The organism is Actinoplanes sp. ATCC 53533 (assembly GCF_003947245.1).
This window is the reverse complement of the sequence record NZ_QHHV01000061.1, coordinates 1-19,822: the sequence shown is the minus strand read 5'-3', so window position 1 is coordinate 19,822 and position 19,822 is coordinate 1. Positions and strand designations below refer to the sequence as shown.

At 71.1% G+C, this 19,822-nt stretch carries 21 protein-coding genes; 19 read left to right on the top strand and 2 right to left on the bottom strand.

Going from position 1 to position 19,822, the window contains the following annotated elements:
• Window positions 1–532: 532 nt before the first annotated feature.
• From DMB66_RS21190 to DMB66_RS21135, 12 genes are all read left to right on the top strand, one after another.
• Window positions 533–3,007, top strand: coding sequence for a nitrate- and nitrite sensing domain-containing protein (locus DMB66_RS21190; protein WP_125805851.1), 2,475 nt, complete (start codon window positions 533–535; stop codon window positions 3,005–3,007).
• Window positions 3,004–3,402, top strand: coding sequence for a roadblock/LC7 domain-containing protein (locus DMB66_RS21185; RefSeq protein WP_125805850.1), 399 nt, complete (start codon window positions 3,004–3,006; stop codon window positions 3,400–3,402). Before DMB66_RS21190 ends, DMB66_RS21185 begins: the two co-directional genes overlap by 4 nt.
• Window positions 3,399–4,055, top strand: a complete 657-nt coding sequence (locus tag DMB66_RS21180; RefSeq protein WP_125805849.1) for an ATP/GTP-binding protein — start codon at window positions 3,399–3,401, stop codon at window positions 4,053–4,055. Before DMB66_RS21185 ends, DMB66_RS21180 begins: the two co-directional genes overlap by 4 nt.
• 26 nt (window positions 4,056–4,081) lie before the next feature.
• Window positions 4,082–5,248, top strand: a complete 1,167-nt coding sequence (locus tag DMB66_RS21175; protein WP_125805848.1) for an ABC transporter substrate-binding protein — start codon at window positions 4,082–4,084, stop codon at window positions 5,246–5,248.
• Between the two features lie 22 nt (window positions 5,249–5,270).
• The gene (locus DMB66_RS21170) at window positions 5,271–5,579 is read left to right on the top strand and encodes a hypothetical protein (RefSeq protein WP_125805847.1); all 309 of its coding nucleotides are present in this window, start codon (window positions 5,271–5,273) and stop codon (window positions 5,577–5,579) included.
• 23 nt (window positions 5,580–5,602) lie between these two features.
• Entirely contained in the window at window positions 5,603–6,415 is an 813-nt protein-coding gene (locus DMB66_RS21165) for a class I SAM-dependent methyltransferase (protein WP_125805846.1), read from the top strand.
• A gap of 181 nt (window positions 6,416–6,596) precedes the next feature.
• On the top strand, window positions 6,597–7,460 hold the full coding sequence (locus DMB66_RS21160) for a branched-chain amino acid ABC transporter permease (RefSeq protein WP_125805845.1): 864 nt from the start codon (window positions 6,597–6,599) through the stop codon (window positions 7,458–7,460).
• Window positions 7,457–8,455, top strand: a complete 999-nt coding sequence (locus tag DMB66_RS21155; protein WP_125805844.1) for a branched-chain amino acid ABC transporter permease — start codon at window positions 7,457–7,459, stop codon at window positions 8,453–8,455. The genes DMB66_RS21160 and DMB66_RS21155 overlap by 4 nt, the downstream gene beginning before the upstream one ends.
• Complete coding sequence (locus DMB66_RS21150) at window positions 8,452–10,017, top strand: ATP-binding cassette domain-containing protein (RefSeq protein ID WP_125805843.1); 1,566 nt, start codon at window positions 8,452–8,454, stop codon at window positions 10,015–10,017. Before DMB66_RS21155 ends, DMB66_RS21150 begins: the two co-directional genes overlap by 4 nt.
• A gap of 8 nt (window positions 10,018–10,025) precedes the next feature.
• On the top strand, window positions 10,026–10,298 hold the full coding sequence (locus tag DMB66_RS21145) for a hypothetical protein (protein WP_125805842.1): 273 nt from the start codon (window positions 10,026–10,028) through the stop codon (window positions 10,296–10,298).
• Window positions 10,295–10,600, top strand: coding sequence for a hypothetical protein (locus DMB66_RS21140; protein WP_125805841.1), 306 nt, complete (start codon window positions 10,295–10,297; stop codon window positions 10,598–10,600). Before DMB66_RS21145 ends, DMB66_RS21140 begins: the two co-directional genes overlap by 4 nt.
• A gap of 635 nt (window positions 10,601–11,235) precedes the next feature.
• The gene (locus DMB66_RS21135; protein WP_125805840.1) at window positions 11,236–11,739 is read left to right on the top strand and encodes a hypothetical protein; all 504 of its coding nucleotides are present in this window, start codon (window positions 11,236–11,238) and stop codon (window positions 11,737–11,739) included.
• A gap of 94 nt (window positions 11,740–11,833) precedes the next feature.
• Here DMB66_RS21135 and DMB66_RS21130 read toward each other — a convergent pair whose 3' ends face one another.
• Window positions 11,834–12,652 (bottom strand): carbon-nitrogen hydrolase family protein, encoded by an 819-nt coding sequence (locus DMB66_RS21130; RefSeq protein ID WP_125805839.1) that lies wholly within the window; start codon window positions 12,650–12,652, stop codon window positions 11,834–11,836.
• Window positions 12,636–12,914: a hypothetical protein gene (locus DMB66_RS21125; RefSeq protein WP_125805838.1), complete on the bottom strand. Its 279-nt coding sequence runs from the start codon at window positions 12,912–12,914 to the stop codon at window positions 12,636–12,638. The genes DMB66_RS21130 and DMB66_RS21125 overlap by 17 nt, the downstream gene beginning before the upstream one ends.
• A 688-nt stretch (window positions 12,915–13,602) precedes the next feature.
• On the opposite strand from DMB66_RS21125, the gene DMB66_RS21120 reads away from it, so the two are divergent.
• From DMB66_RS21120 to DMB66_RS21090, 7 genes are all read left to right on the top strand, one after another.
• Complete coding sequence (locus DMB66_RS21120) at window positions 13,603–14,727, top strand: patatin-like phospholipase family protein (protein WP_158647309.1); 1,125 nt, start codon at window positions 13,603–13,605, stop codon at window positions 14,725–14,727.
• Window positions 14,724–15,920 (top strand): carbohydrate kinase family protein, encoded by a 1,197-nt coding sequence (locus DMB66_RS21115; protein ID WP_125805836.1) that lies wholly within the window; start codon window positions 14,724–14,726, stop codon window positions 15,918–15,920. Before DMB66_RS21120 ends, DMB66_RS21115 begins: the two co-directional genes overlap by 4 nt.
• A complete protein-coding gene (locus DMB66_RS21110) occupies window positions 15,920–16,135 on the top strand; it encodes a hypothetical protein (protein ID WP_125805835.1) in 216 nt (71 codons plus the stop codon). The genes DMB66_RS21115 and DMB66_RS21110 overlap by 1 nt, the downstream gene beginning before the upstream one ends.
• 193 nt (window positions 16,136–16,328) lie before the next feature.
• On the top strand, window positions 16,329–17,216 hold the full coding sequence (locus DMB66_RS21105) for a trypsin-like serine protease (protein WP_158647308.1): 888 nt from the start codon (window positions 16,329–16,331) through the stop codon (window positions 17,214–17,216).
• Window positions 17,217–17,817: 601 nt separating this feature from the next.
• Window positions 17,818–18,081, top strand: a complete 264-nt coding sequence (locus DMB66_RS21100) for a DUF429 domain-containing protein (protein ID WP_125805833.1) — start codon at window positions 17,818–17,820, stop codon at window positions 18,079–18,081.
• A gap of 90 nt (window positions 18,082–18,171) precedes the next feature.
• Window positions 18,172–19,176: a hypothetical protein gene (locus tag DMB66_RS21095; protein ID WP_125805832.1), complete on the top strand. Its 1,005-nt coding sequence runs from the start codon at window positions 18,172–18,174 to the stop codon at window positions 19,174–19,176.
• A gap of 183 nt (window positions 19,177–19,359) precedes the next feature.
• Window positions 19,360–19,822: hypothetical protein (locus DMB66_RS21090; protein ID WP_148112755.1), on the top strand; the 463-nt coding region annotated here is incomplete at its 3' end.

The following is a 19,822-nucleotide window of genomic DNA, read 5'->3' as shown; positions in this document are numbered from 1 at the left end:
ACACCAGGCCGATCCCAGCGACTCCACCAGGTGCCGTAACCAGCACTGCATGCCGCAGCGCGGCTATCCGTGCCATCCCCGTCGAATCGCCGACCGGCTCATCACCGCTAGTGCGGCCGGCTGGTCGCACCGCTGGACGGCACGGATCGACGCTCTCAGCTTTGTCGCTCCATTGCTCCGTGGTGCCGGCGGCGTCACACCCGGGGCGACACCTCATCGCAGAACCGCTTGGACGGAGGCCACCGGTGACTGACGAAACGTGGGGCGCATCCCCGACCGACCGACTCCACGTCGCCACCGCGATGGTTCCACGCCATGCCGAGCCCGCCGAGCGCATCGTCGACGGGTTCGGTCTCGTCGATCCCGGCCGAATATCCCCAGCGACGTGGCGGCCCGACCAGTCGTCGGATCCCGGCTTCGACACGGGGTGGATGAACACCGGCGTCGGCCGCATCGGTGTGTCAAACCCGACCGGCAATCGCGGCCACCAGCCAGCCGGCTATGTGCCCGCCTCAACCCGAGCGGGACGCCCATGAACGCCCACACCCAGCCCGCCTCGACGCGCCGCCGGTGGCTTCGCCGCCGACGCATTCGCACCAAGCTGGCCATCATCCTGGCGTTGCCGGTGCTCGCCATCATGGCGCTGACCGGCCTGAACGTCATGTCGGCCGCCGGACGTGCAGCAGACACCGGGCAGGCACGCGAACTGGTCGCCCTCGGCGGAACCAGCGCCCGACTGGTCGTAGCCCTGCAAGGCGAACGCGCCGCAGCCGCGCTGGTGTTCGCCGAGGCGAGCACCGCCAACGCCCTGACCGACTACCAGCGCACGGCCGCCGCCACGGACGCGGCAGCCGAGACGTTTGGGGCCGAACGGTCACGGACCCGGTTGCCGCGCAACTTGGCCCCGATGGTCCAACGCATCGCCGACGAACTGACCGGGCTGCCGGCGCTACGGCAGAAGGTGACCACGGCTCCAGACGCGGTACTCAGCGTGATCGCCTTCAGATACCGCTCGATCGTCGCCGACCTGATCACCTACCGGCAGGCCCTCGGCCAGATCGGCGTCTCCTCCACCAGCGCCAGCGGTCTGCGATCAGTGGCCGCCCTCTCGCAGGGCATCGAGTCGCTGAGCCAACTCCAGGTCGCTGCGGTGCGGGCGATGGACGGCGGCCGGCTGACACCCGCCGGACAACAGGAGATCGTCGCCGCCAACGCCGGGTTGACCGAGGCGTTGCAGACCTTCACCGACCTCGGCGCTCCGACCTGGCGCGGTCTTCTGAACAGCCGGATCGGCGGCGGCAAGCAGATCCTCGCGGCCGAGCGCCTGCAAAGCCTGGTCACCCGAACCCAGCCCGGTACGACCCTGGATCTCGGCACCGACGCCCGAGGCTGGGCGACCGCCGTAGGCGCCCGCATCAGCCTCATGCACGCCGTCGAGGCCGACCTCGACAGCACCCTCCTGGCCCAGGTCACCGCCGAACGCGATGCCGAGCGGCGCTCCATCGTCACATCATCGAGCATCCTCGCCGTGCTGCTGCTGATCGTGCTGGTGGTCGGCTGGTGGGTGGCCAGGTCGCTCGCCGGGTCGCTGTCCCGGCTCCAGGCCGGTGCGCTGGACGTGGCCACGAACCGGCTGCCGAGCATGGTCCGGGACCTGGACGTGGACAACGCCGATCCCGCCACCATCGAACGGCTGGTCGCGGCGGCGGCCGAACCGATCCCCGTCGATGGCGACGACGAGGTGGGCCAGGTCGCCGAAGCGTTCAACACCATCACCGCCTCCGCCGTCCGGATCGCCGGAGAACAGGCAGCGCTGCGGGCCGCAGTCGGCAAGATCCTGGTGTCTCTGTCCTGGCGGCTGCAACAGCGCGCGGACGCAATGATGGTCAGCCTCGATGGACTGGAGCGGGACGAACAGGACCCGAAACGACTCAAGAAGCTATTCGATTTGGACCACATCGCCACCCTGATCCGCCGGCTCATCGCCAACCTGCAGATCCTCGCAGGCGGACAGGGCGGACGCCCCCGCGACGGCGCGATACCGCTGGTCGATCTGATCCGCGCCGCCGGCCAGGAGATCGACGACTACACCCGAGTCCACACCAGCGACGTCGACGAACGTGTCCACATCAACGGCGCCGTCGCCGACGAGCTGATCCACCTTCTCGCCGAGCTGCTCGACAACGCCACCCGGTTCTCCCCGCCAGACACCCCGGTGCTGGTGGACGCACGCCACGTCGGCGACCTGTTGCACATCCAGATCCGCGACGAGGGCACCGGCATGACCGACGCCCAACTCCAGGCCGCCCGAGACCGTGTGGCCAACCCACGCCGGCTCGATCAGCGGGCCACCCAGCAGATGGGTCTGCCCGTCGTCGGTGCCATCGCCGACAGGAACGGCATCAAGGTCGAGTTCCGTACCACCGCGCAGCAGGGAACCATCGTCGACTTGACGGTGCCCGGATCGCTGTTCCTGCACAACCTGGACGCGGCGGTAGCGGAGCTGACCAGAGCACTGACGAATGAGCCGATGCCGATGCCGATGCCCGCCCTGCCCGCAGCGAACCAGCCGCCCCCCTGGCCGCTGCCGGTCGGTCACGCACGGCCAGCCGGTCACTCATTGCCGGTCGGCCACGGACCGGCGACCGCCACCGTCGAGCCGTTGATCTTCGAGCAGGTGTGGAGTGACCGATCCTGGTTCCAACCGTCGGCCGGGCTCGACGCCCACCCGGTGGCTGAAGCCACACGGGAGCTGGTTGCCATCTCTGCCGGCCAGCACCCGACCGTCGTCGTCCCAGCCGAACCGATCGAAACCACCCGGTCAGGGCTTCCGGTACGTCGACCCGGCCAACGGGTCATCCCCCAGGCCGCACCGGCGGCACAGCCACCGGTCCCGATGCAGCGGGCGCCGGAGAAGGTTCGCCGGCAGATGACGGCATTCCAACACGGGCTCGGCCTCGCTGGCCGGCGAACTGTCCACTCGACATCGAAGGGCAACGCACGATGACAGCCACACGCAACTGGGGTTACCTGCTCGACCAGCTCTGCCACCAGGTACCCGGCATCGGCCACGCGTTGGCGGTCGCCTCGGACGGGCTGCTGATCGCATCCAGCCGGCAGCTGCCCCGCGATCACGCCGACAAGCTCTCCGCGTTCACCTCGGGGATCGCCTCACTCACCACCGGCGCGTCGCAGATCATGAACGGCGGCATGGTGGAACAGAACGTCACCGAGATGGCAGGCGGCTTCCTGATCATCATGGCGATCGGCGACGGATCGAGCCTGACCGTCCTGGCCGCGAAGGACTGCGACCTCGGTCAGGTCAGTTACGAGATGGCCACCCTCATCGACCGCAGCGGCGCCGCCCTCACCCCCGAACCGCGGCAGCCGCAGCCGGCATGATCACGCCATCTCACACCGCCGTTGGTGGTGATGCCGCCGGCGTCACCACCAACGGCGGCACCCAGCGAGTGACGTCCGCGAAGATCATCGTGGCCGGAGGGTTCGGGGTCGGCAAGACCACCTTCGTCGGCGCGATCAGCGAGATCACCCCGCTGCGGACCGAGGAGATCATGACCGCGCCCAGCGCGGCGGTCGACGACACCGACCTCGTTCCACGCAAGACCACCACCACCGTGGCGATGGACTTCGGCCGGATCACCATCGATTCCACGCTGATCCTCTACCTGTTCGGCACCCCGGGCCAGGACCGGTTCTGGTTCATGTGGGACGAGCTGTTCCGCGGCGCCATCGGCGCGGTCGTCCTCGCCGACACCCGCCGATTGGCTGATTCCTTCGGCCCCATCGACTTCGCCGACAACCGGAGCGTGCCCTACGCGGTCGCGCTCAACACGTTCGACGGCGCCCCGGCCTACGACCTGGACGAGGTGCGCCAAGCGCTGTGCATACCCGAGCACGTGCCGCTGCTGACCTGCGACGCCCGCGACCGCCAGCAGGTTCGCCACACCTTGATCGCCCTGGTCGAACACGTGCTTGACCAGCGCCGACCGGCGCCGGCATTCCCATCCCCAGCAACGAAGCGAGGAGAACCGTGACCCGACAACGAACATGGCGACGGCCCATGGCAGTGCTCACGACGGTGGCATTGCTCGCCGTGAGCGGCTGCACCGGATCGAGTCTGGCCGACGACGACCAGGCCGCAGCCGGAGGACCGATCCACATCGGCCTGGTGTGGCCGCAGTCGGGCGTCTACAAGACCGTCGGCGACGACTTCTCGCGCGGATGGCAGCTGTACCTGGACACCCACGGCGGCAAGCTCGGCGGCCACGAGATCAAGACCACGGTCGTCGACGAGGCAGACGGCAAGCAGGCCGCCCGGACCGGGATCAAGAAGCTGGTCGAGCAGGACCGCGTCGACATCGTGGTCGGCACGATCAGCTCCGACGCGGTCGCGGCGATCTACCCGGTGATCACCGAGAAGAAGATCCCCTACGTGGCCACCGGTGGCCGGCCCGACGACTTGAAGGACCTCACCTACACCTGGCACACGAGCTGGCAGAACCGTGACGCCGGAAGCGCCATCGCCGACTACATCCGGACCAATGTGAAAGGCTCGGTGTACGCCATCGGACCCGACTACAAAGGTGGCTGGGATCAGGTCGGCGGGTTCGTCGACGCGTACAAGGCCGGCGGCGGCAAGCTCGCCAACCCGGACGACAAGGCCCTCTTCACACCGTTCCCGACCACGACGAACTTCCTGCCGTACCTCAACGCCGTCGCGGCCACCGACGCCAAAGCAGTGTTCGCGTTCTTCGGCGGGAAGAACGCTGTGGACTTCGTGACGCAGTACAGCCAGTCCGGCCTGAAACTGCCGCTGTACGCGGCTGGGTTCACCACCGAAGGTGCGGTGCTGACCGGACAAGGCGCCGCCGCCGACGGGATCTTCTCGTCCTTGAACTACGCGCCCGACCTGGACAACCCCGCCAACCGCGCGTTCGCCACGGAGTTCCAGAAGGCGTACACCACTGTTCCGGACCTTTACAACGTCACCGCGTACGACGCGGCGCTTCTGCTCGACCAGGCCATCGCCGCCGCCGGGCCCAATCCCACCTCCGCGTCGATCAACGCGGCGATCGGCAAGCTCGGCGCGATCCCCAGCCCCCGGGGCGACTGGCGGTTCGGCACCGAGCACTCGCCGATCCAGCCGTGGTACCTGCGCCAGGTCCGCGCCGACGGCCGCGGCCGAGCCAACGTCCTCATTCAAACCCTGACCACTCTCGGCAAGTAGCCCCTCAGCAGTGGAGACACGCGTGAGCACCACCGATCCGCATGAGGAGGGCTCGCAGGCCGACGAGCGGGGATCGCAAATGGGGCTGTTCGCCGAGATCCTCGACGAATACACCACCTTTGTGTTCGCCGCCGCCGGGCCCCATCCCACCTCCGCGTCGATCATCGCGGCGATCGGCTGGCTCGGCGCGATCCCCAGCCCTCCAGACGACTGGCGGTTCGGCACCGAGCACACGCCGATCCAGCCGTGGTACCTGCGCCAGGTCCACGCCGACGGCCGCGCGGCACGCGCCAACGTCCCCATTCAAACCCTGACCACTCCCGGCGAATAGCCCCTCAAGCGAAGGAGACACCAATGAGCACCACCGTCACGAACGACGAGGCGTCGCAGTACGCGTTCAGCAACGCCTACGAGCGGGGATCGCAACTGCGGCTGCTCGCCGAGATCCTCGACGGGCACACCACCCAGGTGCTCGCCGACACCGGCATCGCCCAGGGCTGGCGGTGCCTGGACCTCGGCCCCGGCCAAGGCACCATCACCCACTGGATGGCCGAACGGGTCGGGCCGACCGGAAACGTCACCGCCCTCGACCTTGACCCGCACAACGTCGTACCGGCCGACAACATCACCGTCCGCGCCGACGATGTGCGTACCTGCGACCTGCCCGAAGGGCACTACGACCTCATCCACACCCGCCTGGTGATGCTGCACATCGCCGAGCGGGACCTCGTCCTCACCCGCCTGATCGCCGCGCTCAAGCCGGGCGGGTTGCTGGTCGTGTCCGACTGGGACGGCACCCGCCGCGACTGGATGGTGCACGCACCCACCGAGGCCGCCGGGGAGGCGTTCGACGCGTTCCAGGCCGGACTGCTCGCCGAGTTGGAAGCGCACGGCGCCGACCTCGGCTGGGCCCGACGTTCCCCCGTCGCGATGGTCGCGGCCGGCCTGCAAGACGTCGAAACCGTCGTCCACAGCCGGCTGTGGGCAGGCGGCGAGCCCGGATGCCTGCTGCACCTGTCTAACTCGCATCAGATGCGCGACGCGTTGCTCGCGCGTGGCGTCACCACCGAACAGCTTGACCGGCTGGCAGAAGCGATGCACAACCCGGACACGCTCGCCTACTGCTACTGGATGTTCACCAGCGTGGGCCGCCGGGCCCAGAAGTAGCATCCGACGGCTCCCACAGGTTGAGGACGGCCATGCCATACCCGGACGAGCGCCAGCCACCCACGACACCGATGGATGCGCCGTGCCGTGATGCCGGCGGCATCACTTCCCCGCCGGCCTGGGCCGATGCCGCCGGCATCACCCCCATCCCGCACCCGACGGGCGGCAGGCGGGGTGCCCGATGGGTGTGACCTATGCGGTGACTGCGTTGGACGGGGTGGCGTTCGGCCTGCTGATGTTCGTCGTCGGCGCCGGCCTCATGCTGATCTTCGGCGTGATGGACGTCCTCAACCTCGCCCACGGCAGCCTCTTCCTCGGCGGTGCCTACGTGGGGTACCTGCTCGGCGGCAGCGGACTGCTCGATCTGGCCGCGGCGACCGCCGCCGGCGCCATCCTCGGCGCCGGCGGCGGCGTAGCCCTTGGCCTGGCCATGCGGCCCCTCGTGGGGCACGGACACCTCGAGCAGGCACTGGCCACCCTCGGAGTCTCCTTCGTGGCCGCCGATGCCTACACCAGCGGCTTCGGCGGCGCGCCGCTGCATGTCAACCCACCCGATCTACTCGCCGGCACCGTGACCCTCGGCCGGCACGGCTACCCGACCTATCGGCTGGGATTCATCATCGTCGCGGCGCTGCTCGCCGTCGTCCTGCACCTGAGCATCACCCGCAGTCGCCACGGGGTCCTGCTGCGCGCCACCGTCGCGGACCCGGCCATGGCCGCCGCCACCGGCATCAACACGCGCAGGGTCCAGACCCTCGCCATGGCCGCGGGCGGAGCCCTCGCCGTTACCGCCGGGGTTCTCGGGGCGCCGCTGCTCGGACCCGCACCGGGTGTGGACACCACGGTGCTCGTGCTGTCCCTGATCATCGTCATCATCGGCGGTGCCGGCTCGATCCCCGGGGCCCTCATCGCCGCCCTGCTCGTCGGCCAGGTACAGACCGTCGGGGTGATCGCCGCCCCCACCGCGGCGCCGTTCGCGCTGCTCGGTGTCCTGCTCATCGTCCTGACCATCCGCAACCGCGCCCAGCCGGCGGCACACGCATGACGCCCACCACGGTGGCCGATCCGCCGATCACCGATACCCCGGCGCAGCGCGTCTCGGCCACGTCCACGGCTCGCGGCGCCGCCCTGCTCGCCGCCGCCCTGGTCGCCGCCGTCGCCTTGCCGGCCGTCGTCGACTCCTACACCGTCTCCATCGCCTCCACCGCGCTGGTACTGGCCACGCTCGCCATGAGCGCGCAGATCGTGACCGGCCTCGCGGGTCTGCCGACCATGGGTCAGGCCGCCTATCTTGGCGTCGGCGCCTACACCGCCGCGCTGCTGGCCAACGCCGGCCTCAGTAGCGGGCCGGCTCAGCTCGTCGTCGCTGCCGCCGTGGGAGCCGCCGCTGCCGCGGTGACCGCCCCCTTCGTGCTGCGCAGCCGGGGCACCGCGTTCCTCATGGTTACCTTCGCCGTCGGTGAGCTTGCCCGCACCGTGGCCAGCAAATGGGCCACCGTGACCGGCGGGGACGACGGCCTGCACGCCCCACCGGTCACCATCTGGCCCGGCACCGCACCGCTGCGCGCCGAGGGCTACATCTACCTGTATCTGCTGGGCTGCTTCCTGATCCTCGCCGCCGCCGTGGCGGTGCTGCTTCGCACCCGGTTGGCCCTGGTGCTGCGCGGCGCTGCCGACCACGAGCCCCGGCTCGGTGCGCTCGGCCACCACGTCACCCGATCGTTGTTCGCCGGGTGGACCGCCGCCGGGGCCGTGGCGGGCGGCGCCGGGGCGCTGCTCATCGCGGCCAACCGCCACGTCTCGCCGGCGGACATGCACCTCGACATGTCCGCGCTGGCCCTGCTCGCCGCGGCGATCGGCGTCGGCACCATGCGCGGGGCCGTGGCCGGAGCGGTCCTCATCGTCGTCGTCCGCGACCTGATCGGCGCCGAAACCGGCGGCCACGCACTCGCCCTGGTCGGACTCGCATTCTTGCTGACTGCCTACCGTCGGCCCATCACGGCCCGGCTGCGCACCTGGACCGCCCGGAGGCGCGCATGACCACCCTGCTGCACCTGGACGGGGTCAGCCGCCGATTCGGTGGGCTCACCGCCCTGCACCCCGTCAGCATCGATGTCACCGCCGGCACCCGGCACGCCGTCATCGGCCCCAACGGCGCCGGCAAGACGACCCTGCTCAACCTCGTCGCCGGGACGCTGCGGCCCACCGAGGGCCGCATCTGCCTCGCCGGCCGTGACATCACCCGACTTTCCGCCCCGGCACGGGCGCGGCACGGGATCGGCCGGACCTGGCAGCACCCGGCCATCTGCGGCCGGCTCACCGTAGCCGCCAATCTCGCCCTCGCCCTGACCCACCGCACCGACCGCGCCGCCCGGGCCATGCTGTTCAGCCGCCGCACCCTGCACACCCGGGTCGCCGAGCTGGTCGACAACGCCGGACTGGCCAACCGCGCCACCACCCCGGCCGGACAGCTGCCCTACGGGCTACAGCGACACCTGGAACTCGCCATGGCCCTAGCCACCCGGCCCCGGCTGCTGCTGCTCGACGAACCCTCCGCCGGCCTGGACCCCGACGAGATCACCCGCCTCACCAGCCTCATCACCGCCCTGCCCGACGACGTGACCGTGCTGCTCGTCGACCACAACCTCGACCTGATCTGGAACCTCTCGCACACCGTCACCGTGCTGCACCACGGCCAACACCTGGCCACCGGCACTCCGGACCAGATCCGCGCCGACTCCCGGGTCCGCGCCGCCTACCTCTCCACCACCGACCGCCCCGCCGCCGCACGACGCGGCACGGCGATCGGGCCGGTCCTGCTCCAGGCACGCGAGCTGCGCGCCGGCTACCACGGCGCACCGGTGCTCGACGGCGTCGACCTCGAGGTCCATCAAGGTGAGGCGGTCGCCGTCCTCGGCCGCAACGGCGCGGGCAAGACCACCCTGCTCAACACCATCGCAGGACTACTGCCCGCCCGCGGTGGCCGGGTCGAACTGGCAGGCCATCCGCAGATCCGCCGGCAACCCCACCACCTCGCCCGCGCCGGCCTTGCGATCGTCCCTCAGGGCCGCCGACTGTTTCCCACGCTCACCGTCGCCGAACACCTCACCTGCGCCCCCGCCCCCGACCGCAGCGCGTCGCGTGCCACGCCGGGCGGCGTGTGGACCATCGAGCGGGTTCTTGCGCTGTTGCCCGCCCTGGCCGCCCGCACCAGTCACCAGGCCCGCCGGCTGTCCGGTGGCGAACAGCAGATGCTCGCCCTGGCCCGTGCCCTGCTCACCAACCCGCGGCTTCTCGTCCTCGACGAACCGTCCGAAGGACTCGCACCCGCGGTGATCGACCAACTCTGCGCCATCCTCGCCGACCTGACCGACGGCGGCCTCGCCGTGCTCGTCGCCGAGCAGAACCTCGCCCTGGCCGCCGCCGTCAGCGATCGCATCGTCGTGCTGCACCACGGCCGCGTCGCCATGGGCTGCCCCACTCAGGAGTTGTCCCAACCCGGCCACCGGCACCGCCTGCACACCCTGCTCGGCGTTGCCGGACCGGGCGCCGACACCCAGCCACGGCCCGCGACCCGACGAGAGGCGTCAGAGACACCGTGAACGGCGAGATGAGCGAACAGGGCGACGCCCAGCATCGGGCTGCGATCACCGCACCCGACGCCGCAGGCCACGAGCGAAGCGCCTGCCGCCGTACGGCGCAGATGAACAGCATCGGCGCGTTGGTGGGCCACGGCTACACCGTCGACGACCTGGACCAGCTCGCCCGCAAGGCCGCGAACGCGTCACGGTGGACGTTCCCCCGATTCCCCGAGCGGTGCGAACTCGCGCTCGGCGCCGGCCGGCGCCGCCCCCGCTCGGCTCACGCGAGCTGCCCGTGTTGACGCTCACCGAGTCGCAGATCCGGCTGTTGATCGCGATGACCGTGACGGTCAACGCCCAAATCAGGCGAGGGTTCGCATGGGCGGGCAACGGCAAACATCGCCTTCCCGACCTGTTCGCGTTACGTGCGGCGGGTCTGGTCTGTTCGGCGGAAGTGGGCAGGGACGGCTGGTCGGTACGACGATGGCAGCTCAGCGAGAAGGGCCGCGCCGAAGCACAGCGAATCAGCGAACAGGCGTGCAGCACTGATGCGGACATGCCGACACCTCGACCGCGCGACGCGCGAGACGACGCCCGCGCGTGACCGCGAAGCGCCCGAAGGTGAGCGTCAGTGGGCAGGCCGCCCCACGACACAGGAATCACGCCGACAACCGGATGGTCACCGGGGAACATAGAGCTCACATGGCGACCGCGATCGTGACGGCCCCGACCAGCGACCCCTCAGGCCGTGACCCCGCCACCATCGCGAACCCGGTCGAGAACACCCCGAAAGCCCCGGTGTGGATCTATCGCGTCGGCTCCTGGTGCCCCGGCCTCGTGCTCACCAGCTCAGCCCTCGTCACCGCTATCCGATACCGACGCACACACGGCCGAGGCGCCCTTGTCGACACCGCTCTCCCCGCTCGACCTGGTCCTCCGAGACGAGTTCGGCCCCGGTCTGAACCCACCTCGAGCCGCCGCGTCGACGACTGCCCGCGCGCACCTACGCGACGCCCGGCTCCCGCGGCCTGCACCCCCGCGTCCCGGTCTGCCGTCGCCGATCCACGCGATCCGCCACACCCGCCCCGCACCCGGCCGGGCCCGGACCGCGCGACACGGTTCGTCCCGCTGGCTGTTCACGTGGTGGGGAGGTAGCCGGCCGTGCCTGCACCGCCCATCGATGTCACCTGCGGGCCCGGCAGGGCATCGGATCCGAGTCCGGGCCATTGTGCCGGTCAGGTGCTCTACCTGCCGCTGCGCGCCCAGCTCGTGATGCCGTACGAGCACGACGCCCAGGCCCGCACCTGGCGATGTGTGCGCGTCACCCACGGTGCGGCGCAGTCACTGGCCGAGCAGGTGGTCGTCGCGGACACGGAGATCGCGGGCGCGGTCGCCGTCCCGCTCGGCTACCCCGTCGGCGATGACGCCTACGCGGCGGTGTGGCAGGGCTGCACGTACCTGCGGTGGCCCTCGGGCCATTACCGGCGGCTCACCGACTACCTGGCTACCGCTGCGCGCCGGCCCGGCACCGTGATCGTGGACCTCGACCGTCACACCGTCCGCGACATGCGCCTCACGCTCGGCCGGACCGCCGCCACACTGCGCCGGATGCTGCAGGCGTTCGTCGCCGAGGGCCTGCTCGCACCACTGGAACCCGGCGACGCCGACCACTGGGGCGTCTACGCCCTGACCATGCCACCGCACCCGGTGAAGAACGCGCTGGCCAGCGAGCCGGGTTCATGACCCGACGACCCGCACGGGGCTGGCCAACACCCGACCTCGTTACCGTCCGCGCCGGCGGTTACCCGGCAAACGGGGCGCCGCCCGGCCGTGCCGGTCAGGGGATATCGGCGACCACGATGCCCGTTGTCATCAAGGGCACCTGCGCCACCACCTCGCCCCGCGGGTTGATGACACTGGTGGGACCGTAGCCGATGCGATCGTCGCGTTCGCCGGTGACGTCCGCCGAGACCAGCCACATGCCGGTCTCGCGGGCCCGTTCAGCCCGCATCCGGTGGTGCTCGTCCTTCCACCGGTGCGCGGTGTCACGGCGCATCATGTTCTGCGCCGGGACGAGCAGTAGGTGCGCGCCCTGGGCCGCCACCGACGCGGCAGCGTCGGCGAACTGGGTGTCATAGCAGATGTTGACGCCGAACCTCACGCCCCGAGCCGTAAACGTGGGATAGGTGTCACCGGGGGCGAACAGCGATTCGCCGGGCACCAGGTGCGTCTTGCGGTAGACGCCCACCAGCCGGCCTTGGGTGACGACGGCCGCGGTGTTGAAGTACCTGCCGGCCTGCTGCTCGATGACGCCGATCACGAGGGCCTGCGCGATGGGTTGCAGCCGCCGCAGCACCGAGGCGAACGCCGCCGAGCGCAGGTCGAACGCATGGTCACGGATGTGCGCCGGGTCGACGAGGTAGCCCTGTACGAAGCACTCGGGGAACACCAACAGGTCGACACCGTACTCATCGGCCTGCCGGGCGAAACCCTCGATGCACCCCAGTGCCGAGCCGATGTCGCCCAGGATCTCCGGGGTCTGACAGGCACCGACCCGCAATCCCCGGCGTTCGCCGTGCTCCCCGACGCTCGCACCTGTCGGCGTGGTGTCGGCGTCATCGCTGCGCCGGTCGATGCCGCTACCGGGACTCCTCATCGTCGGCCTTCTCCTTCTGGGCGTGCAGCCGCTGCATCGCGGCCAGGGCGATCCATGCAAGGTCCACGTGGTCGAAGCCGAGACGCATGGCCAGGCTCAGGTGCGTCGCCGCGGTGGTAGGGCCGTCCTCGGCGACCGCCTTCGCGTAGTCAGCCAAGAGCCGGTCGAGGCGCTCGGCGGCGGTGGCAAGGTACTGATCGGTGCGGGCGACGCGGTGTGGAAAGAGCCCTCTGGGTTCCTGCTCGGAGTCGGAATCGCTCATGGCGTGATCCTGCCACCCGAGCGACTGCCGGTGATGAATCGAATGTGCGACGAACCCGCCACCGATCGGGCCGCGCCCCAGTTTCGCGGGGCAGGTTCCGCAACCAAGCTTCGTGGACGCACCGCACCAGACGCCGCGGCGGCGTCGGTCGTGGCGCGGCGTCATCGGACCGCAGCCAGAGCAGACCGCTCGCTGCATGCGGGACCGGGGTGCCCGGCGAGCTGGCCGCGTGTTGCGGCGACCGAGTTTCGGCAGTCGGTGGGTCCTGCGGCCCACCGTTGCCCGTGGTTCCCACAAACGGGGACCGACATCGCCCAGTGCGCCAGGCCGAGTTCGCCGTGGTCAACGCCGACTGATGTCAATCAATTGTCAACACGATCGACAAGGTGTGGCCGACATCGACCTGATGACGGTTGGCTGATCGCCGGAACAGGCCGGTGCGCCCCGACGGGCACGCCACGAACACGGGACCGCACAACGGCCGGCGCTTCGCCGTCGCGCCCAGCGACGGCGGCGCCACGCCCTTCGCTCGTCCGGTCCCATGCGCCCGTTCTGGTTGATCCGTTGCACGGCAAGGAAAGCAGGAGCCCCACGAATGACCGACGCTGGCCGACCCCGGCACCACCCCTCTGCGCTGCCTGCCGGCCTCGCGCGACGACAGCCGTCCGGCACCATCCGACCGCCCTTCATGTCCGAAGTGGATCAGATCGTGGGTGGCCCCGATGCGCGACGCAGTCCGGGTGTGCCGCACGGGTTGTCCACCCGGGCGGTCATCGAGCGGCGGCTCGCCGGCAACCGCGACGATGACGCCTTCCTGGTCATCGCGGTGGAGGGGGGCGGCCTGCGGGGAGTGGTCTCCGGGGCGATGCTCATCGCGCTCGACGACCTCGGCATCACCCGGGTCGCGGACGCGATCGTCGGGACCAGCGCCGGCGCGATCAACGTCGCTTACCTCGCCGCCGGCCGCACGTGGGATGCGCTGTCCGCCTACTACGACCTGCTTCCCGCGCACCTGGTGCGGCCCGCCCACGAGGCGCTTCGCGGGCCGCTGCTGCGGATGGACTTCCTCGACGAGCTGTTCACCCGGCACCTCCCGCTGCTACCCGAACAGCTCGGCCAGCATCCGGTGCCGGTCTTCGCCACCGTCACCGACGTCGACCAGCAGTGCACGGCCGCAGTCGCGTTGAGCGGCGATGTCGATGTCCACGCGTGGCTGAAGGCCAGTTCGTGGCTGCCCGTCCTCGCCGGCCGGCCGCTGCGCATCGACGGGCGACGCTGGCTCGACGGCGGGGTCCTGTGCCCCAACCTGGCCACCGCCGGGGAGCTGTTCCAGGCCACGCACCTGCTGTCGGTCTGTTCACGCGCGGACGCCACCGAAGGCCCGTCCGTCGGTGAGCGGCTGGCGCGGCCCGTACTCAACCACTGGGCGGCCGGGCTCGGCGACCGGTTCCTCGCGGCCCGCCAGCAGTGGGCGGTGGACGCGGCCCATCTCGGCGCCTACACCGACGCCGTCCACCGGGGCACCCGGGTGCTGCGGGTGACGCCCCGCCCGCACCGGGTCGGCCGTCTGACCCGGGAAGTGGGCCTGCTGCTCGACGGTGCCCGCTGCGGTTACGCCCAGGTGATGGAGTACTTCGATGGCCAATCCCGATGCCATTTCGGCGTCGGCCACGCCGAGCACCGTCGGCGACCCGCAGCCCCCGACGCGGGCGCCGAGCCGGCCATGGTGCGCGCCGTCGCTTTGAGCATGGCGGGCGCATCACGGGGCGCGGACGGTGACGCCGGTCGGGCGCAACCGGCAGGCGTCGCATGAACGCGCCGGGCGCTCCCGGAACGCGCCGGCCACCCGCCGACGTCAGGGCACCCAGCGACGGAGGGCCGCAGGTCATCGTCGTAGGGACGATCAGCACCGACTGTGTCGCGGACCGAGTGTTGGAGGGCCTGCTGCGGCGCGGCGACAACGCGAAGGGCTGGGTCATGCGGCCCGGCACGCACCGGCTGCTCGCGCGAAGCACCGCGACCAGCCTCATGGAGCTCGCGCGCGGCGGTCACAGCCGCATCCTGGCGGGCGGTGCCGGGTACCGCATCGCCGAGGCGCTGACCGTGCTGCGGCTCGGCCTGAGCGTCGGGTTCGTCGGCGTCCTGGGCGTTGGTCCCGTCGCGGCGGCCACGGTGGCCCGGATGCGGGCAGCAGGCATCGATCACCACTTTGTCCTGCGTCATCCGCGTCACCCGGTGGGCTTCACCCTGTACGTGGCCTCCCCGGGCGGGTACGCCGTGTTGGCCTACCCCGGGGCCAACATGACCGTGGGAGATCATCTCCTTGCCGCCCACGACGACCTCGTGGTCTACCTCGCCGGCGCACACGTCGTGTACCTCGCGGAGCTACCCGGCCGGCACACCCCCGACCGCCTGGCCGGACTGCTCGCCTCGGTGAAGCAACGCAATCCGCACAGCGTCGTGGTGCTGGACCCCGGGCTGAGCGGGGTGCAGGACCGGACCGGGGCAAGCGAGCTGCTGCGGCTGGCCGACGTGGTGCTGTGCGACTACCACCGGCTGGCTCGGCTGAGCGGGATGCCGGCCGGCACCACCCGGCAGATCATGTCCGCGTCGACCCGCCGCCGGATGGGCGACGCCGCGACCCTGGTGCTGCGCCAGGTGCACCAGGTGCTGACCTGGCAGCCCGACCCGGCCGGCACCGGGGAGACCTCCTACCCCACGAGCGTCGCCGATGACCAGATCGTAGAGACCTTCGGCCTGGACGAGGCGTTCACGACCGGTCTGCTCGCCTCGGTGGCACTGACCGGAGCCCTGACCCCGACCGGCCTGCGGCTGGCAACGGCGATGCTGCGACACCGGCTGACCCACGCCGACCGCGGACCGGGAGACCTGGCGGCCGTGGCACACGGGTTCCCCGACACCCTCGGGCCGGGCCACCGCAGCACAGGACCACCCGGCCCACCCCATGGCCGACACGACCCCACCAGCGGACCGGAGCACGACTGATGTCCTTCGACTACACCCCGCCCCGCTGGTGGGCACCGGTCCTGGTGCTCTCCGCCCTGATCGGCCTGGCCCTGTCCGCCCTGTTCGTGGCGGTGCTCGGCTACAGCATGTGGCAGCTGCTGCAGGTGCTATCGGGCCCGGGTCAGGCGCTCCTCGCGCGCATCGACGTCATCCTCGGCCCCTTCCGCTTGCCACCGGATCCCGCAGGCGGCTGATCGGCAGCAACCGCACCACCAGCCGGCATCACCACCCCCGGTCGACCGGCTGACGGGAACGGCCTCGTCGTGCAGGCGTCCAGCGCCCGGCACTGCCGCTGACCCCTTTTTGATCTCCCGACGCCAACGACGACGGCGGGCCACCCGGCGCGGGGATGCGCGTCGGGACACCTCTCAAATCCGAAGGATCGCGTTGACAACACGTACCTGGCTGGCCGCCTTGGCCTCAAGCAGTCTGGCCCTGGCCACCGCCCTCACCGTCGTCACGCCCGCGCCCGCCTCGGCGGCCGGCGACGTGGGCGTGAACATCATCGGTGGCAGCGACGCCACCGAGTCCTACCCGTTCGCCGCCCGCACCCTCACCCACTACACCGACCTCGGCCTGACCGCCCGGTGCACCGCCAGCCTGGTCACCGTCCGAGGCGTGATCGGTGTGGTCATCAACGCGCACTGCATCAGCGACCTCGAAACGGGCCAGGCGATGCCCGCCGCGGACATCGACGTGCAGGTCGGCTCCACCCGCCTCGACCAGCTCACCACCCTCGAGGTCACCAAGGCGGTCGTGAACCCAGAGTGGGACTGGGCCACCGGCACCGACCGGATCGCGGACATCGCCGTGATGCGTGTCGACCCCGCCGGTCTGGCGCTGACCGGTATCCGGATCGGCCACCAGAGCGGCGACCACCGCAAAGTCCGGGTCCTCGGCTGGGGCAAGACCAGCATTGACGCCACGCAACCACCCGCCGTTCTCCAGCAACTCGACACCCGGCTCACCGCCCGGCGCCACTGCGCGACGGCCGGCATCACCGCCGGCGAGATCTGCGTCGACGACCGCAACGGCGCCGCCCCGTGCTTCGGCGACTCCGGCGGCCCCGCCCTCGGCAAGAACCTGCGGGGCACGTGGGTGCTGCTCGGCAGCGCCAGCCGTGAGACCAGCGCGAACTGCGACGGGCCGACCGTCTACACCGACATCGACTACTGGAGCGACTGGATCACCAAGGCGCTCACCGAAGACGTGCCGCGCACGCACCGCCATGTCGCCCCGGGCGCGGCGGCCACGTTCCTGAGCCACGTGAACTAGCCGGTGTGCCGGCCCGGCCCACGGCCTCGCGTTGCGGGTCCGGGCCGGCGCACTCCGCCGTCCCTCGGCACCACGTTGGCGCCGACACCTCGCCGAAGTCCCAGGAGAACCCATGACCGAGTCGTTTCCGCGCCCCGTGGCGGGTGGCCGGCGGTGACCGAACGCCGCCACGGCGCTGGCGGGAGCGGGTCACCGATCCACGTCGCCGGGATCGCCATGGACCACCACGGTTGGATCGCCGTCGAACTGCGCGACCAACGCTTCCACCGGGCGGTCCACGCAGGGACCCTGCTCGACGTCATCAGCCGGCTCTCTGGCGTCGCGGCTATCGCCGTCGCGGCGCCGCTCGGCCTTCCCGTCGACCAGCGCCGGGCCGCCGACACCGCCACCGCCGACCTCCTCGGTCTCCGCTCACACACGACACTGCCCGCCCCACCCGCCGCTGCCCTGGCCGAGGCCACCCAAGCCGCAGCGACGAAACGCTGCCGGCAGCTGACCGGGGTCAGCCTGACCGCGAAGGCATGGAGTACCCGCGCCAAAATCCTGGAGGCCAACGCGGTCTGGCGCCGGCACAACCGCCTGCTCAGCGAGGCACGCCGACCTGACGTACGCGTACCTGACCGGCGCCCCGCCGGCATGCAGCCCCGCTTGCCGGGGCGGCCAGAGCGCCCGCCGGCACCTGCTCGCCAGCCACGGCATCACCGTGCCGGAGCACCTCGCCGGCGTCGAGCAGGCGACCGCGATGCGCGTGCTCGACGCCGCCACCGTCGCCTACACCGGACGCCGCATCGCGACCAGCGTCGCTGTCTGCCACCCGAACCCGCCCGAGCAGATCGACGGAGCCCTCGTCGCGATCTGGACCTGACCAGCCGCCGCCCCTCCACCCGAGCCTTCCACGACCAACGCCGCAAACCCCCCGGCCCGCGCGGGCCCTCATCACCGGAAAGGCACACCCTTGACCACGACCACCATCCGACCGCACCGGATCGCAGGCACGGCACGTCGCGCCGTCACCAACACCCGCGCGGCCATCATCGTCCTGACGATCGCCGCGGTCAGCGGCATCGACGCCCACCCAGCCGGCGCCGCAACCCATACGGCGGACGTGCCGCCGCCTTGTGGACCGCTGGCCATCCACCAGCCGATCCCGCTGCCCGCCAGCACCACCCCGGCCGCACCGACCCTGCGCCGCCTCGCCACGCACCTCACCGCCGAAGCCGCCGACACCCAGCGCGGCCGGTACACCCGCATCGGGGTGACCATGACAGCGGCCGACAGCAGCATCGGCGACTGCGTCACCACCGTCACCAGGCATGCCACCGAAACGCGGTGGCGCGACGAACTCGCCGACAGCGGCACCATCACCGGCGTCGGCTGGTACAGCGACCCCGAACCGGCACCCGCACCATCGACCGCCTGGTACGGGCCCGGTGAACTGCCCGGGGTGCTACCCGGCCGGGTCCCGGCAGATCCCACCCGGCTGGCCGCCGCCCTGGACCAGGCGTACCCGCCCGACGGCGACGAACTCGCCGCCCGGGTCCGCGCCGTCCTCGCCCGCACCGGGTACCAGCAGGCGGCGGACGGCACCGCCAGCCGGGTCGACGCCATCGGCGCGCTGGCCGCCTGGCACCAGACGCCCCGCCCGGCTCGACGGGCCATCCTGCAGGTCCTGGCCGACGTGCCCGGCCTGACCTACCACGGCCGGATCAACCTGGCCGGGCAGGCCGGCATCGCGGTCAGCGTCGCCGCCCGGCAGCACACCACCCGGTACGTGCTGCTGCTCGACGAAGCCACCGGCCAGGTCCACGCCGCGGAGTATGTGCTCACCGATCCGGTCATCGGCCGCAACCTCGCCGTGCAGGTGCCGTACTCGATGTCCCGCATCGTCATGACCCCGCAGGCCCGCACCGCCAAACCCGGAACCACCCGCGACGGCTGGGTGACGACACCCGCCGGGTAGACCGTCGCGGCGGCGCCGCGCCCGCCAGCGCGGCTCCGCCGCCACGCCTGCCCACCCTGCCAGCCCCGCGCACCGAGCAGGCCGCCCCGAACGGGTTCACCCGTCGGGGCCCTCTCGCCCCTCACCACCACTGCCGACGGTCATTACGGCCGCTCGCTGACCGTCACGACCAGGGAGTTTGGAATGAAGCTCAGGATCGTCACCCAGAACGTCGAGGCGGGCGCAGCCGCCCAGAACCGATGGGCGGCGCTGGCCGCCGCGATCAACGACCTGCAGCCACAGTTGGTGATGTTGCAGGAGGTCGACTGGCTCACCAACCCCTCCGCGATCCGTGCGGCCGAATGGGATCTGGGCATGCGGCTGCTCGTCGCCAAGTCGCGCCACATGCCGACCGCGATCGCCTGGGATTCCGACCGGCTGACCCTGCGCGACAGCCACACCGACACCCAACACAAGACCTGGCACGGCTACTGCCTCGCCAGCTTCGACCTGACCGGAATCGACCTGCCGTGCCAGTTCGTGGCCATCAGCGCCCACCTGAACCCGAGCTCCGCGGCAGCCGCCGCGATCGAGGCGCAGATCATCGGGACCAGGGCATACCGACACGACGGCCTCGGGCGTAATCGCGGGCGACGTCAATCACCCG

Coding starts and splice junctions, on each gene's coding strand:
- DMB66_RS21160 (WP_125805845.1), top strand. CDS start 6,597: ATGGGTGTGACCTATGCGGTGACTGCGTTGGACGGGGTGGCGTTCGGC.
- DMB66_RS21115 (WP_125805836.1), top strand. CDS start 14,724: ATGAACGCGCCGGGCGCTCCCGGAACGCGCCGGCCACCCGCCGACGTC.
- DMB66_RS21155 (WP_125805844.1), top strand. CDS start 7,457: ATGACGCCCACCACGGTGGCCGATCCGCCGATCACCGATACCCCGGCG.
- DMB66_RS21175 (WP_125805848.1), top strand. CDS start 4,082: ATGGCAGTGCTCACGACGGTGGCATTGCTCGCCGTGAGCGGCTGCACC.
- DMB66_RS21190 (WP_125805851.1), top strand. CDS start 533: ATGAACGCCCACACCCAGCCCGCCTCGACGCGCCGCCGGTGGCTTCGC.
- DMB66_RS21130 (WP_125805839.1), bottom strand. CDS start 12,652: ATGAGGAGTCCCGGTAGCGGCATCGACCGGCGCAGCGATGACGCCGAC.
- DMB66_RS21110 (WP_125805835.1), top strand. CDS start 15,920: ATGTCCTTCGACTACACCCCGCCCCGCTGGTGGGCACCGGTCCTGGTG.
- DMB66_RS21185 (WP_125805850.1), top strand. CDS start 3,004: ATGACAGCCACACGCAACTGGGGTTACCTGCTCGACCAGCTCTGCCAC.
- DMB66_RS21125 (WP_125805838.1), bottom strand. CDS start 12,914: ATGAGCGATTCCGACTCCGAGCAGGAACCCAGAGGGCTCTTTCCACAC.
- DMB66_RS21145 (WP_125805842.1), top strand. CDS start 10,026: ATGAGCGAACAGGGCGACGCCCAGCATCGGGCTGCGATCACCGCACCC.
- DMB66_RS21165 (WP_125805846.1), top strand. CDS start 5,603: ATGAGCACCACCGTCACGAACGACGAGGCGTCGCAGTACGCGTTCAGC.
- DMB66_RS21120 (WP_158647309.1), top strand. CDS start 13,603: ATGTCCGAAGTGGATCAGATCGTGGGTGGCCCCGATGCGCGACGCAGT.
- DMB66_RS21150 (WP_125805843.1), top strand. CDS start 8,452: ATGACCACCCTGCTGCACCTGGACGGGGTCAGCCGCCGATTCGGTGGG.
- DMB66_RS21180 (WP_125805849.1), top strand. CDS start 3,399: ATGATCACGCCATCTCACACCGCCGTTGGTGGTGATGCCGCCGGCGTC.